We start from the raw sequence: 14,193 nt of genomic DNA, 5'->3' as shown, positions 1-14,193 counted from the left end.
CAGAAAATGAAAAAAGAGCCGGACAATCCCGTCCGACTCCGCGAGTATTCGACTTCGTTTTTGCTTTTTAATTTATGAAAGAAGTGAGACGTTTTGTTCACTCGAAATCGCTTCCTAAGGAAAAACAAGCAGGAGCGACCCTGCAACGAAGTGAAGCGGCGCGATGCTTGTCCCAGGAAAACGATTCGAGATGAACAAAAAAGTGCACGCTGTTTTCACGACGTCGAATTCTCTCGATTCGTTGATTAAAAAAAGAGAGGACGCCCTAATGGACGCCCCCTCTGAACACGTGACTGGTGCTTCAATAAATATCAATCGTTGACTCCAGTGCCCGGCATGTCCGACGCACGGTCGGTAAGAAGTCGGTCCGTTTTGCGACACCGCCTTCAATCTGGACATGCTGAATGCCTTTCGTCCGCTGCATCGCTGTTAAGACGGTGACCAGCTCGATGAACCAATTCGAGATCAGTTCGACGACCTGTTCGTCAAAAGCGGCAGCGCCATACACATCATACCCGTTCTCGCAGAGATGGTTCGGGAAGCGGGCTTTGAACCGATGAATCAAAGTGTCCGTCGTCGGAATTAAAAATTCGTTATAGACGACACGTTGTTCGGCATCAAGCGTTTGTTCTGTCACACCATCCATCATCAAATGTGGCTGATTGCCGATATTCAATGTCCAACTCGTCTTCTTTCGCTCGCCAGTGGAAGTGATCGTTCGCATGGTTTCATCCATCTCCTTTTGATGTGTAAGCGTTTACCTTCTCATTCTACCTGTCATTTGACCTGTTCTGCAACCGTCAACTTGACCAATTTAAACGATAACTTCGCTTGACATTCAGTCTACCAAATTCAACGCTTTTTGACGATGTCAAGAATTAACATCGTCCTTGTAGATGTAGACGGCAACAAGGTCAATCAAGACATGGATGATGATCAGCGGCCAGAGCGTCTCGAGCGCTAGATACAAGTAGCCGAATCCCGCTCCGATCAGTCCTGTCACGAGAATCGCGAACCACCCTTGATAGCGATGGGCAATCCCGAACAGGATGGCACCGATCCAGACGAAGCTGACTTCAGAGAACGGTAAAAATAATCCGAGCGTATGGAAGAGAAACCCGCGATAAATCAACTCTTCCGTCACTCCTGCCATCAGCGCGACCATTTGGAATCCGGTCCGCTCCTCTTTCGTTCGCGGCAGAATCAGTCGCTCCGCCTCACTTTGATAGAGCGGCAATAAACGTTTGCGAAACGCTGGAACGGTCGCTGTCAAAAGCAAGACGATACAGAGAAAGACGATCAGTCCTATCGTCGCGTACCAGACTGGTCCACTTGGGACAAAAAACGTCAAGCCGATTTCCGGTAACAGCGTACCGCTGACCAGCGTTCCACCGACGAGCAACAAACATAAGATCCCGCTCGACTGGACCATCGAGGGGTAGAATTCCTTGCGAGGAACGATCGTCAAATCGACCGGACGGACCGCCGCGATGATCGAAAGGACGACGAGTAATCCGAGTAAAAACCCATTTACGAAGAGATACATGACTTCGACTCCTTTTTTGATTCCACACTCCCGTCACAGAAAGTGCTATTAGACCCTACTAAAATATGATACCATTCAGTGGAATCCTAAACAGAGGAGAGAACAATATGCGAAAAGTTTTTCGAATCAGCATCTTGTTCGTACTGTTCGCCCTCATCGTCAGTAGCTTCATCTACTGGCAAAATCGGGAACGTGTTCAAAATGAAATGTATCGTACGTATTATGGACAGCATGGCGTACCTGCCGAGAACATCGACATCTACGAACAAGCCGCGGCACGTTACGGCATCGACTGGAAGCTACTCGCCTCCATTCATCGCGTCGAGACAATCTTCTCGAACTCGTCAGCGATGCAATCGTCCGTTGGCGCCATCGGTCCGTTCCAATTCATGCCGAAAACATGGGTCGGTTGGGGATACGAAGGTGGCACGTCGCTCGGTGACATCGAGCATGACGGCATCGACGTGACGGATCCGGAAGCCATCAAGAAGTATGGGGGTCTCGGAGTGGACGCGGACGGCGACGGGAAAGCCGATCCGACGAGTCTCGTCGACAGCGCCCACACGGCAGCGAAATACCTGAAGCAACACGATGTTACGAAGACATCAGACCGAGACACGCTCGCGACAGCACTGTTTGAATACAATCGCAGTGAACAATATGTTTCTGACGTGCTCGCCCAATATGATCGTTACCAGCAACACGTCGAGGCGATCGATGCGAACGACCTCGACATCAAGAAGAAGACACTCGCATTCTTCCTTCGCATCAGCTCACGTTTGACCAATTAAAAGGAGGCACCACCCATGACACCAGCCGATTCTTCCGAACTCTTGATTGAGGAATCGTCGATCCGCGTCCAGACGACGTTTGATCGAGACAAGACGAAACGCTATTTACGCAGCTACATCTTTGACGACATCGCAGAAGGGACGCACGTCGCCGCTTTAATCTACACACCACGGACGACGGATGCCTTTCTCTCTGGAACGACGACACAACGTGCATACAATTTGATGAAGAAGTATGTCAGTGACCCCGTCAAACAATATGACATCATCAGTTTGATGCCGGATCTGCTCGTCAGCGAGGATCTGCCGTTCGCGCAAGCGAGCTTCGATGAGACGAACTACGAGTTCGTCGCGAAGACACTTGCTGAAGTCAAAGCAAAAAATGGCGTCGTCCTCTGTGGCTGGGGATCGCCTGGTCGCCTGATGCACCACCTGCCGGCATATGAGGAACTGTTTGATCAGTATGCAGACATTCTCTATTGCTCCGGCATCACGAACAAAGGTGAACCGAACCATCTGCGCTTGACGATGGACGATAGCCCGATGATCACGTATAACGACATGAAACAAAAAGCAAAAAAATTGCGTCGTAAATGACACAATAGACCCTTCCTTAATGGATAGGGTCTTTTTTTGAAACATTTTCCAAACATATTGCGTATAATCAAGGTCTACATCAATCATTACATAGTAAGGAAGGTCATATGATGCCATTTTGGGATGAAGATCTACAAGAAGAAACGATCATTTCAGTCAACGAAACAGACATCACACGAATCGAGCAAGCCGTCAGCGGTCGACTCCCCGCTCGCTACCTTAAACAGATGCGAAAGCAAAACGGTGGTGTTCCAGAAGCGAAGGTCGTGATGGTCGAGTTCGAGAATACATGGTCGGACGAAGAAACGGGTCTACATCTTCCGCTCTGCTCGATGACATCATTGACATTCGAGCGGTATCTGGACGAATTGTCGGTCCTCCGGGAATGGGACGTCGAAGGGAACGTCATGATGTTCGCTGAAGGAGAAGGTAGCTATTTTTGGTACTTCCACTTTACGGAAGATACTGAGCCGACTGTCTGGTGTCTCGACATTTCGGACGAGACGCCCCATTTCGTTGCGTCAACCTACGACGAGTGGTTAACGAAGCTGAGTAGCGATGTTCCGGAAGTCGTCATGCCGGATGTCGTATTTCTGACGTTACCTGAAATCAAGGACATTCTCCGTGGAGATGATGAAAACGAAAAACTCCTCGCCTACTCCCACTGGATGATTCTCGATGAAGAACAAGAAGAACTCATCGAAGCGTTCATGACACTGATCGAACGAAACGACCAGCCTGATTTCCTTGGCTCTTATGCGTATTACCTCATGGAAGTCTTGACGAACAACCCGGATTTATTAGACCAGAAACGAGATGTCGTCACTGCCTTGATCCTCAGCAAAGGTGACGATCTTGATGCAGAGGATCTGTTGTCTTGGATGGACGAAGAGAAAGACTTAGAGTTATGACCTAAACCATAAAGCCAGTATTCTTCGTCCAAACGGATGACGAATACTGGCTTTTTTATATGCCTATTAAATCATTTAAGACAACATCAACTCAAGCAAACAGTCGACGAGATCCTTCTCGAGTTCAAGTGCTTGCAACTGGTGCATCATATTGACCGGATCGAGCTTTTGTGACAATAGACGATACAAACGGTCCTTCAGGTCATAGCTGATTTCCGCTTGATCGAGGAACGCATACAACCGGTCCATCTTGTTCTCGTTCGTCGACATCTCGACTTGAAGCGACAACGTGATCGTCTCCGTCACTTCACCGAGTTCGACACGAAGTGACTGCGTCGCATGATCATAGACGCCGGTGACACTTTCCCCGTCGCTCTGGACGTAACCTTCGCGGACCCCGCGTAAAATCAATGTGATTGACCGATTTTCCGGTAGCAAGTCACGATGTCCAGTGGGTGCAGCGATCGTCAGTTCACGCGCTTCCCAGTCGAGCGCGAATGTCGTCTCAACATTGACGCCATCGCGGTGTGCGATCCCTGTGCTGTCGTCTTCAAACAACGTAAACCGGTTCGAGGCTCCTGGGAAGACGACAACTTCGAGATCGTCCGGATTATGCAATGCATTCGAATGTTCGAGATGACGACCGAGTGGGACGATCGCACCGGCTTTCGCAAGTACGCCTTGGTCTTCGAGATAGCGGAACAGACGGATCTGTTTGCCACCTCGATACCGGTGCCCATTGAAGAAATCGAACCATTCCCCTTCTGGCAACCATGCAGTCGCAGCCGTCATGTGCAGTTTCCGGTGCATCGGCGTGACCATCGGCGCGACGATCAATTCCGTTCCGAAGTAAAACTGATTCGGGACATTGTATGCTTGATCGTCTTCTGGATGCTCATAATACATTGGTGAGACGAGGGGCAAACCGTCAAAGTGATTGCGGGCATTCATCGTGTAGATGTACGGCACGAGCTGATGCCGAAGTCGTAAATATTTCTTCATGACGTTCGCCGCATCGGTCGAATAGCGCCATGGTTCCTTCCCATTGAAGATGCTCATCGTACTATGCAGACGCATAATCGGACTGAAGACACCGTACTGGAGCCAACGTGTCGATAACTCGTCATCTTTTTCCCCGCGCTGGTGCCCCCCGATATCATGACTCCACCAGCCGTAACCGATGTTCGACGCCGTCGCCGTGAAATACGGCTGGAATTGGAGTGATGCCCACGAGATGATCGTATCACCCGAGAAACCGACCGGATAACGGTGACTTCCGGGTCCCGCGTAACGTGAGAAGATCAACGGTCGATTACCATCGCGGGCGATATCGAGTGCGTGGTAATGATTGAGCATCCAGAGCGGATCAAGCCCTTTCATCTTCGAGTTCGCACCCTGTTGCCAGTCGATCCACCAGAAGTCGACGCCATCCGCCTCATGCGGATGATGCAACTTCGTGAAGTAGTTCTCGATAAACGTCCGGTCCGAAAAATCAAACGGAATCCGGACATCCGATTCGGGATCAACACCCATCGCGACCGCCATCGCCTCGTATGCTTCCTCAAACCCACGCACACCGTCCGCCGGATGCAAGTTAAGCGTGACCATCCGGTCGTCGTCCTTCAACCATTGCAAGAATCCGCGTGGATCCGGGAACAAATCACGGTTCCACGTATAACCCGTCCAACCGCTTCCGTATCGTTCCGGAATATCGGTAACGTGCCAGTCCATATCAATGACGCTGACTGAGAACGGAATATCTTCCGTCTTGAAGCGTGTCATCAAGTCCTTATATTCTTTCTCACTATATCGCCAGTAGCGACTCCACCAGTTGCCAAGTACCTGACGCGGTAACATCGGTGTCGGTCCTGTCAGGTGGTAGAAGTCACGCAGTGCCTGTTTGTAGTCGTGACCGTATCCGAAATAATAGATGTCATGCGTACCAGAGCGACGCGGTTCGACGAAGTGGTCTTCCGTCAGTACGAAGGCGTTCGAATCGTCGATCGCCGCGTATCCTTGCCGTGAGACAATTCCTTCCTCGAGAGGAATGACACCGTCCGCGTGATCAAGAGTCCGTGCCGTTCCTTTTAACGTCCGGAGTGGTCCGCCGAACGTATAACGGCTGTAATAGGTACTGAAGTTCCCTAAGACATCGATATAAAGTGTGTTTGCAGCGAACGGTCCCTTTGTATAATGCAGATGGACGTGCTCGGTGATGATTTGCAATTCTTCCTCGTTTTCGACGATGCGGTAAGCAGGTACCGGGAAATCACGATTGAAGACCGTTTGGGTCGGTCGATCCTCGAATTGTCCATCCGCCGCGTATTCGAGTCGGATCATCCGACTCGTCAAGACCGTGAAACGGTAGACATCTCCTTGGATGATAGCGTCTGGTCGTGCTTGTGGTTTCATGTCGCGCGTGTAGAAATGGGATTCATCAATTGTTCGCATACGGGTTCGGGACTTCCGTCCCTTTCACTTCCTTCCAGGCTAAGTAGTGTGCAACCGATTACACATCTAGTGTATAAGAGTTCATGTTCCCACTTCAAGGAAGAATCAACCTAAAAATGTCCCGCACCTGAAAATAGATGCGGGACGTTACGTCATAATAAGGGTGAAATCAAGCGCGAAAGTGACTCGAAAATCCGGAAGCGGAGCGGGCGTTTGACGTAATCATTCGACGATAACTGAATCGAGACGTCGAAATCAGCAATGAAGTCACGCTCGAGCTGCTCGGCACTTTCCGTATCATACAGGAACGCCATTAGTTCATAGTTGAGAACAAAACTGCGAATGTCCATGTTTGCCGTTCCGACGGCACCGATCTTGCCGTCGACGAGAAACAGTTTGGCATGGATGAAGTGACGGTTGTACGTGTAAATCTTGACCCCATCTTTCAGGAGTGGTCCAAAGTAGGAACGGGTGCCGTAGTAAGACGTAAAACTATCGCCTTTCCCCGGTGTCAGGATGCGGACGTCAAGCCCGGCACGTGCCGCAAGTCGAAGTAGCGTCATTGTCTCATTGTCCGGAATCAAATACGGTGTCGCAATCCAGATCGAGCGTTGCGCCGAGATGATGGCCGCAATCAAGGCATTGCGAATTGCGGGATCCTTTGAGGTCGGTCCGCTCGTGACGATTTGAATCGCTCCGTCGGACGCCACATCATGTTTCGGGAAGTACTGGTGGATGGTCTCTTCCCCCGCAAACGTCTCCCATGTGTCGTCCGATTCGATTTGGGCATAAATCCAGTCGTCGAGGAACGTCGCTTGTAATTCCTTAACGGCACGTCCTTCGAGCCGTAAATGCGTATCGCGCCAAAACCCGAACTTCTTACTCTTGCTGTCGTACTCATCACCGACGTTCAGTCCACCGGTGAAGCCAACCTTCCCATCAACGACGACGATTTTCCGGTGATTGCGGAAGTTCGCCGTGAAGATGAATAAGGGACTCGAGATTGGATCATAGGCTGCGATATGTGCCCCAGCGTCGCGTAACGGACGTAGGAAATTCTCACCAAGCATATAGCTTCCAAGTCCGTCATACATGAACCGCACTTCGACTCCCGCTTCGAGTCGCTCGATCAATGCTTCCCGGATTGCCTTGCCTGTCTCATCGTTTCGATAGATGTAGTACTGGATGTGGACGTGATGTTTCGCTTGACGAATTGCGTCAAGAATCGCCGGGAACGTCTCTTCCCCGTTCGTCAGAATCTCACTTGCTGTATGAACGTCCACCCCGCCACCACCGAAGTTGCGAATCGTGTTCGCAAGCTTCAAGTGATTCGGTGGCAATTCACTGACGGCAAGCGACCGGACTGGACGAATCGCTTGTTTCAGCAATTTTCGTTCGTCATGCGAACGACGATTCCGGCGGCGACGCCGTGGATTCCGACCGAACATCAACCAGATGATGACACCGAGAATCGGTAAGAAAATCAGGACGAGAAACCAAGCGATCGTTGATTCCGCTGTCCGGTTCTCGATGAAGATGATCATGATGACGGCGAGCGGCACAACCGTCGCTGAAATCGTTAAGACATAAAATAAATAGCCGAGTTGATATAGTCCCCAAATAATTCCGCCGGCGACTAAAAATACAAGCGCGAATTGTAAAATCCGGTTGCGCACAGACCTTCCTCCTTCAATTAACATACCTTCACTAGTATTCTTTCCCCATTCACTATGAAAATATAACAAAAAAGAGAAACCGCAGATACGGTTTCTCTAAAGATTGACCTTTTATAAAAAGTTTTCTTCGTACATCTCACGACCGGGTATCGGATCGTTCAGAGATGCCCAGTCTGTTTCGTCTTCCTGGACGAGACTCGCATCAAACAACGCTTCGAGCTTCTCTTGTTCTAGTCCGATCCCAATCAAGACTAGTTCCGTCCGTCGATCCTCGTCTGATGCAAAGCGACCAGCGTATTCCATGTTCGACGCATATCCTGCCTGATGGAACAACAGTGCCATCTCAGGACGTGTCGCGAGGAACAAGAATCCTTTCGCCCGGACGACTTCTTGCGGCCAGTCTTCAATCAAAGCTAGCAAGCGCTCAGGGTGGAACGGCACGTTGCGCTTGTAGACGAATGAACTGATCCCGTACTCTTCCGTTTCCGGAATATGTTCTTCCGCATTCAACTCACGGATCCAGCCAGCACTCGCTGCCGCTTGTTCAAAATCAAATAGATCAACGTCTAAGATGTCTGCCGGATCGACTTGACCATATGTCGTCTCGATCAAGCGGGCAACTGGATTCAATGCCTTCAGATAGCCGATGACGGTATGGCGTTCTTCCGGTGTCAGGCGATCGACTTTATTTAAGACGATGATGTCCGCAAACTCGACTTGGTCGACGAGTAGATCGACGACTTCGCGCACGTCTGTCTCATCGACTGCCTGTCTGCGCTCGATCAACGACTCACCGGATTCGAAGTCCTTCAGGAAACGGTACCCATCGATGACCGTGACCATCGCATTGATTTTCGTGACATGTGATAAATCGATTGCGCTGTCCGGATCTTCATACGTGAAGGTCTGGGCGACCGGAATCGGTTCCGAGATACCACTCGATTCAATGACGATCCCGTCAATATTGCCTTGGTCGACGAGGCGTTTGACTTCAAGCAACAGATCATCACGCAATGTGCAGCAAATGCAGCCGTTCGAAAGCGTGACGAACGACTCTTCCGTTCGCGAGAATCCGCCTTGCTCAATCAATGCCGCGTCAATGTTGACCTCACTCATGTCGTTGACGATGATCGCGAGGCGGCGCCCTTTGCGATTATGTAGTAAATGGTTCAATAGTGTCGTTTTACCGGATCCTAAATAACCGGATAAAACGGTGATCGATATCGGTTGCATCATCATTCATCTCCTAAAACGTAATCGTTACGTTTTATAGAGTAACCGACTTTTTAACTGACGTCAATCGTAATGATTTCGATTTATTTTTTCTATAAAAAAGGATGCAATTCAGAAGAACGAGAAAAGAAACGTTTTGTAAGCTCGGAATCGCTTCCTAGGGAAATACAAGCAGGAGCGACCCTGCAACGAAGTGTACCGGCGCGATGCTTGTCCCAGGAAAACGATTCGAGCTAAACGAAAAAGCGTAACCTTACTACTGACTTTGAATCGGTAAATCCCATGTCAAGCCAATCAAATCCGTGATCCGCTCCGCTGCCTCGTGAGAAAATCCGGCGATCGTGTAATGATTCGTATCTGCAATCACATGATACATTCCGTTCGGTAAACTGTCGGCGAACGCAGCGTGAGCCGCATTGATTTGTTCGGTCAATGCCGGGTTCAACCAACTTTCTGGCATACCACCCGCCCAGTTCGAAGCGGACAGGACGAGGACCGGCTGCGTCACGTCTTCGATCAACGAAAGAATCATCTGATTGTTCTCCTCTACCGATTGCCATTCATCGAGCGTTCCCCGCCAATGCCCAGGTGCCGCAAAATGTCGCCACATCGGTAATTGGTCGGCTTCCGGTAAGACACTGAACATCTTTTTTCCCAAACGGTCAGGGATCATCCAAGCAATCGGTCGAATGTGACTAAGAAAATAGAGGAATCGATTCCACTCTTCTTGTGTTCGTTCGTACCAGTTCGGCAATGCCGCATCGACATCTGGGTGCGACGGATCAAGCAAGACGATGCCGCGTGTCTCGTCTGCAAACAGGCGTCCACTTGCAAGCGAGATATAAGCTCCGAGCGAGTGACCGATGAATACATACGGTCCTTCGACTCGAAGTATCCGTAAAACATCTGCCAACTCATCCGCTTGATGTGTAAAGAGTCGTTTGTTTTTGCCACGACTCGACAGCCCATAACCGAGACGCGAATATTCAAAGACCCGCCCCCGTTTCAATAATTCAGTTCGGAGCCAACCCCACTGATGCCGATTCGACATCATCCCGTGATCGAGGACGAAGGTGACGTCCCCGCTTCCTGTCAGTCGGGTATCGAAGCGACCGGCTGATGTTTCGACGATATATTCCATACACTATCCCTACTTCCATTCATTCAAATAACGAGATCTCTAATTCGTACCCAAGGATGTTCAAGTAATCAAATAACTGGGATCGATGATGATAGAGATGCACGACTGCTTCAATCGCCCAACCATGCATCGAATCGGTAACTCCCCAGTACGTCGGACGCGTCGAAAATCCGGCCGTGACTTTTTCTTGATAGACCCGAAACGCTTGATCGATTCGCTCAGATAACTGATTGCACGTGACCGGTTCCGCATAAAGTGCCTGCATCGCTTCAGCCGTCGCCCCTTCTGCGAGCATCAAATCGGCTTCAAGCAATACAGCGAGATGGACGGCGACTTCACCGACGGTCCGCTTCCCGGGGATCGGTTGCGTGTTCCAGTCCTTTGCTTCGATCTTCTTAAACAAGACTTTCGACGTCTTCACACCAACACTGACATGGCGAATAAGGGCATATTCCCAGTCAGTCATACTCTTTCCCCCAAGCGATCGCACGTTGTTCGAGTTCCTTGACGAACGCATCCTTACCGGCGATATAGGCTTCGATATCAAGCGGATATGTTGTCGCTAACTGTTCCTTTAATGCCCCGTAAGCAGCGGCTTCTTCTGGATGTTTGCGTAAGTAATCCCGGAAGACGAGATGGCGCTTGATATCAGGATCTCCCGTCGCATAGAGATGAATATGATGCGTCCGTTCGTCTCCACCTTTTCGGTAATAGCGACGTCCCGGCATCCCGAATTCACCCTTCGCCTCGTAGCCGATTGCTTCCATCCGTGCGTCGAACTGCTCGATCCCCTCGAGCGCATCGACGACGGGCAGTATATCGATGATCGGTTTTGCTGCGAGTCCCGGAACTGATGTACTTCCCATATGATGGATCTGCTTAAGACGTGCTCCAAACACCTCTCGTAACCGGTCCGCTTCTCGTGTATATGCACTCTCCCATTCTGATTGATACGGTAACACAATGACTTGTCGCATGGTCGTTTCCCCCTCTAAATTCAGTATGCCAGTTTTTGGGGTAAAACAAAACGACCATCCGCTTTGGAGGTCGTTTCGTTACGCATGGTGTCCGATGTTCGTTAATCCTTTAGATAATCAAACAGTTTCGCAGGTCCACCGAGTCGGAGATCAGCGATGATATGCTGAGCATCGACGACCTTTCGAACAGGGAAGTCAGCGAGTGGTGCCATGACATGTTCAAACAATTGAAGCCGAGCCGGTCCACGGTATGCTTCTTTAATCTCAAGATCCGTGATTTGACTGCGTGTCAGTTCAGAGATGATCAACTCGCCTTGATAACCGCGATGTTGTTTGAGCATGAACTGCGGCGCACCGACAATTGACTGTGCCTCTTCGACTGCCATCGGAACGTATTTATATCCCATTGTCGCTTGTGCAACGCGGAGCGAATGATAGTCAAGCGTTCCAACGAGTACATCATTGTCGAGATACAATCGGGGTGAACCATACTTCTTCGGAAAAGCAGCTACTTCTCGACCAGAGGTGATCGCCGGCTGATTGTTGACATACATCGATAGGTAGAACTCACCGATTTCCCCTTGATACCGAACCGGAATGACTTGCCCGCACTCAAGATAACTCCCAAGACCGGTGCTATCTGGCATATTGATGATCTCAAACTTGATTTGATTGCTCAGCACCTCAAGAGGTTCCGGAACGACTGCTTGTAACGCTTCGATGTCCGTCTCATAGATGATGTTCAAGTATTCCCGATTCCGAAAGAAGATATCGACTGCCGGAAAAACCGGCGCATTGATCGGCGTCGCGACGACGTTCTTTACATCGCTCTGTTTCATTTGAATCCCTCCTTTATGCGTTTAACAATGCGGCAAAGCGTGTGACACTTGTTTCAAAATCAGGAACTGTCTTCGCTGCTTGCGCTTCTTCGACGATTTCTTGAATGAGCGAGTTGAACGGCGTTTTGATATCGTACGTGTTGCCGTACATCGTGACGATCCCATTGATGAAACGAATTTCGGTCGGTTGACCTTTTTGTAAGTCCTGCAACATGCTTGCTTCTAAGTCACGCGACCCGTGCATCAATTGTGGTACGGTGATCAGTTTTTCATCGATATCGTCTAGTGTTGCGTAAGCTGCCGGCTCAAACGTACTCATCGGCGCGAATGTGATGCCGTGAGCGTGACCGACCTCAACGACTTCCTGCATCGTATGGATTGCTGCCCGTAACAAGACAGGATGATCGAGAACATCGCCGTACGTACCGTTACACGCAGCGGATAACCCGCTGAACGTACTATTGATGACGAGTTTTGACCATTTCGTTCCCGGTAGATTATCAGAGATTTCTGTCCCACCGATGTGATCAAGGATTTCCTTCAGTTGGATGATCCGATCCGTCTTCTTCCCGTCCAGTTCACCGATTTGCATCGCATACGTCTTGAAATGTTCGTAATCTGATGTCAGGCGTGACTCACCTGGTCCGACGTATGTCGCTCCGAACTCGACGGATCCCGCAATGATACGTTCGCTTGGAATCTGTTGTTGAATGAACTCTTCCGGTACACCGTTTTGCAAGGAGACGAGAATGCCGTCTTCCTTCAAGATCGTCCGCACTTTCGCGAGGACCGGTTCATTGTAGACCTGCTTCGTCAGCAATAATATGATATCGTACGTCTCTGTGATGTCATCCGGATGAATTGCATGAACAGCTTGCGTTAAATCCGGACCAATGACGTGTGCCCCTGTTGTGTTCAGTGCCTCAATATGTGCACGGTTCGTATCAATCAAATCGACACCCGCATACTGTTGACTCAAATAAGCTCCCATGATGGTTCCAAGGGATCCTGCTCCGTAAATTCCGATTTTCATTTCTATCACCTCTGGTATATACGGTATACTAGTTTCATCATAAACAGAAATATATATAATTATATGTTTTGATAACCCATAGGTTATGTCAGGAGGATATCATGGAACTCTTACATTTAAATTATTTCCGTCACGTCGCGGAGGAATTGAACGTGACGCGTGCTGCCGAACGATTATTCATCAGCCAACCTGCCCTTAGTGCGACGATCAAGAAACTCGAGCGTGAATTGAACACGATATTATTTCATCGAAAAGGCAGAACGATCAGTTTGACTGACAATGGTCGACTGTTACTTCAGTCTGTCGAAAAAATCGAACACGAGTTGACACGTGTTCAGGAACGAATGGTACGAAACGATGCATCAACGAAAACACCACTCAGTCTTGCCAGTTCACATGGTCGTTTCATCCAATTGATTCTACGGGAGTTTCTTCTTCCACAAACTGCTCCCTTGTTCAACTCGGACATCCTCTCGAACCGTGAAATCCTGAGCGGTCTCCTTCATCAAGAATTCCATTTCTCAATCAGCTTCATGGAACTCAAACATCCGCTCATTACGAGTGAACCAATCGTGGAAGAGGAGATCGTCATCACCTACCCTGCTTCCTATTCAGAGAAAGAAGCGATTACAGCACTCTATACGGATGCAACGGAGACTGCCTTTTTGTTTCCCTCTCACAATAAGGACTACAACCGCTTCATCCAATTGAAGATGGCGGAACTGAACATCTATGCCGATACCACGCACTACATCGATGATGTCTCACTTCAGCTCGCCTTACGCCAGCAACGGTATTTCAGCTTCGTTCCTGTTTCCGTTTGTCGGGAGATGGGACTTCCCTTCATTACGGACGATGTATTTACAGTAAAGTCACGACTCTACATGTCGCATGCGACGGATCAATTGACGGTCGAACAAGCAATCATGTACGAACGCATTAAACTGTTTCTACTTTCGCAACGCGCATATCTAATCAAATAAAAACGGATGCCTGCA

14 protein-coding genes are annotated in these 14,193 nt (G+C 49.5%); 4 read left to right on the top strand and 10 right to left on the bottom strand.

What is annotated here, in order from left to right:
- Positions 1 to 301: 301 nt before the first annotated feature.
- Together VJ374_RS06375 and VJ374_RS06370 are read right to left on the bottom strand one after the other, a co-directional pair.
- Positions 302 to 724 (bottom strand): hypothetical protein, encoded by a 423-nt coding sequence (locus VJ374_RS06375; protein WP_035408466.1) that lies wholly within the window; start codon positions 722 to 724, stop codon positions 302 to 304.
- Positions 725 to 871: 147 nt separating this feature from the next.
- Positions 872 to 1,546 carry a CPBP family intramembrane glutamic endopeptidase gene (locus VJ374_RS06370; RefSeq protein WP_326188115.1) on the bottom strand — a complete coding sequence of 225 codons (675 nt, stop codon included), beginning with the start codon at positions 1,544 to 1,546 and terminating at the stop codon, positions 872 to 874.
- 107 nt (positions 1,547 to 1,653) lie between these two features.
- Between VJ374_RS06370 and VJ374_RS06365 the strand changes: the two genes are divergently transcribed.
- The 3 genes from VJ374_RS06365 (at position 1,654) to VJ374_RS06355 (ending at position 3,845) form a co-directional block, all read left to right on the top strand.
- Entirely contained in the window at positions 1,654 to 2,337 is a 684-nt protein-coding gene (locus tag VJ374_RS06365; RefSeq protein WP_329470621.1) for a lytic transglycosylase domain-containing protein, read from the top strand.
- 15 nt (positions 2,338 to 2,352) lie between these two features.
- The gene (locus tag VJ374_RS06360; protein ID WP_047395966.1) at positions 2,353 to 2,934 is read left to right on the top strand and encodes a DUF1643 domain-containing protein; all 582 of its coding nucleotides are present in this window, start codon (positions 2,353 to 2,355) and stop codon (positions 2,932 to 2,934) included.
- Positions 2,935 to 3,044: 110 nt separating this feature from the next.
- Positions 3,045 to 3,845 (top strand): SMI1/KNR4 family protein, encoded by an 801-nt coding sequence (locus tag VJ374_RS06355; protein WP_329470619.1) that lies wholly within the window; start codon positions 3,045 to 3,047, stop codon positions 3,843 to 3,845.
- A 75-nt stretch (positions 3,846 to 3,920) separates the two neighbouring features.
- Here VJ374_RS06355 and VJ374_RS06350 read toward each other — a convergent pair whose 3' ends face one another.
- From VJ374_RS06350 to VJ374_RS06315, 8 genes are all read right to left on the bottom strand, one after another.
- Complete coding sequence (locus VJ374_RS06350) at positions 3,921 to 6,296, bottom strand: glycoside hydrolase family 31 protein (RefSeq protein WP_329470617.1); 2,376 nt, start codon at positions 6,294 to 6,296, stop codon at positions 3,921 to 3,923.
- A 152-nt stretch (positions 6,297 to 6,448) separates the two neighbouring features.
- Positions 6,449 to 7,972 (bottom strand): cardiolipin synthase, encoded by a 1,524-nt coding sequence (locus VJ374_RS06345; RefSeq protein ID WP_035408477.1) that lies wholly within the window; start codon positions 7,970 to 7,972, stop codon positions 6,449 to 6,451.
- A 111-nt stretch (positions 7,973 to 8,083) separates the two neighbouring features.
- Positions 8,084 to 9,205, bottom strand: a complete 1,122-nt coding sequence (locus VJ374_RS06340; protein ID WP_329471032.1) for a GTP-binding protein — start codon at positions 9,203 to 9,205, stop codon at positions 8,084 to 8,086.
- A 256-nt stretch (positions 9,206 to 9,461) separates the two neighbouring features.
- Entirely contained in the window at positions 9,462 to 10,346 is an 885-nt protein-coding gene (locus VJ374_RS06335) for an alpha/beta fold hydrolase (RefSeq protein ID WP_329470615.1), read from the bottom strand.
- Positions 10,347 to 10,365: 19 nt separating this feature from the next.
- Entirely contained in the window at positions 10,366 to 10,812 is a 447-nt protein-coding gene (locus VJ374_RS06330) for a DinB family protein (protein WP_329470614.1), read from the bottom strand.
- Complete coding sequence (locus tag VJ374_RS06325; RefSeq protein WP_329470613.1) at positions 10,805 to 11,323, bottom strand: GrpB family protein; 519 nt, start codon at positions 11,321 to 11,323, stop codon at positions 10,805 to 10,807. The genes VJ374_RS06330 and VJ374_RS06325 overlap by 8 nt, the downstream gene beginning before the upstream one ends.
- A gap of 101 nt (positions 11,324 to 11,424) precedes the next feature.
- Positions 11,425 to 12,162 carry an acetoacetate decarboxylase gene (locus VJ374_RS06320; protein ID WP_329470612.1) on the bottom strand — a complete coding sequence of 246 codons (738 nt, stop codon included), beginning with the start codon at positions 12,160 to 12,162 and terminating at the stop codon, positions 11,425 to 11,427.
- 13 nt (positions 12,163 to 12,175) lie between these two features.
- Entirely contained in the window at positions 12,176 to 13,195 is a 1,020-nt protein-coding gene (locus VJ374_RS06315) for a ketopantoate reductase family protein (protein ID WP_329470611.1), read from the bottom strand.
- A 101-nt stretch (positions 13,196 to 13,296) separates the two neighbouring features.
- Here VJ374_RS06315 and VJ374_RS06310 point away from each other — a divergent pair, with 101 nt between their 5' ends.
- Positions 13,297 to 14,178 carry a LysR family transcriptional regulator gene (locus VJ374_RS06310; RefSeq protein ID WP_329470610.1) on the top strand — a complete coding sequence of 294 codons (882 nt, stop codon included), beginning with the start codon at positions 13,297 to 13,299 and terminating at the stop codon, positions 14,176 to 14,178.
- The last annotated feature ends 15 nt before the right edge of the window (positions 14,179 to 14,193 follow it).

Source organism: Exiguobacterium sp. 9-2 (assembly GCF_036287235.1).
GTDB lineage: Bacteria > Bacillota > Bacilli > Exiguobacteriales > Exiguobacteriaceae > Exiguobacterium_A.
The sequence above is the reverse complement of the archived record's forward strand: the minus strand, read 5'-3'. Positions and strand labels throughout refer to the sequence as shown.

Bases quoted from the DNA above. Each gene is read 5' to 3' on its own strand.
- VJ374_RS06370 (WP_326188115.1), bottom strand. From the start codon at position 1,546: ATGTATCTCTTCGTAAATGGGTTTTTACTCGGATTACTCGTCGTCCTT.
- VJ374_RS06330 (WP_329470614.1), bottom strand. From the start codon at position 10,812: ATGACTGACTGGGAATATGCCCTTATTCGCCATGTCAGTGTTGGTGTG.
- VJ374_RS06365 (WP_329470621.1), top strand. From the start codon at position 1,654: ATGCGAAAAGTTTTTCGAATCAGCATCTTGTTCGTACTGTTCGCCCTC.
- VJ374_RS06375 (WP_035408466.1), bottom strand. From the start codon at position 724: ATGCGAACGATCACTTCCACTGGCGAGCGAAAGAAGACGAGTTGGACA.
- VJ374_RS06325 (WP_329470613.1), bottom strand. From the start codon at position 11,323: ATGCGACAAGTCATTGTGTTACCGTATCAATCAGAATGGGAGAGTGCA.
- VJ374_RS06340 (WP_329471032.1), bottom strand. From the start codon at position 9,205: ATGCAACCGATATCGATCACCGTTTTATCCGGTTATTTAGGATCCGGT.
- VJ374_RS06320 (WP_329470612.1), bottom strand. From the start codon at position 12,162: ATGAAACAGAGCGATGTAAAGAACGTCGTCGCGACGCCGATCAATGCG.
- VJ374_RS06350 (WP_329470617.1), bottom strand. From the start codon at position 6,296: ATGCGAACAATTGATGAATCCCATTTCTACACGCGCGACATGAAACCA.
- VJ374_RS06360 (WP_047395966.1), top strand. From the start codon at position 2,353: ATGACACCAGCCGATTCTTCCGAACTCTTGATTGAGGAATCGTCGATC.
- VJ374_RS06315 (WP_329470611.1), bottom strand. From the start codon at position 13,195: ATGAAAATCGGAATTTACGGAGCAGGATCCCTTGGAACCATCATGGGA.
- VJ374_RS06335 (WP_329470615.1), bottom strand. From the start codon at position 10,346: ATGGAATATATCGTCGAAACATCAGCCGGTCGCTTCGATACCCGACTG.
- VJ374_RS06310 (WP_329470610.1), top strand. From the start codon at position 13,297: ATGGAACTCTTACATTTAAATTATTTCCGTCACGTCGCGGAGGAATTG.
- VJ374_RS06355 (WP_329470619.1), top strand. From the start codon at position 3,045: ATGCCATTTTGGGATGAAGATCTACAAGAAGAAACGATCATTTCAGTC.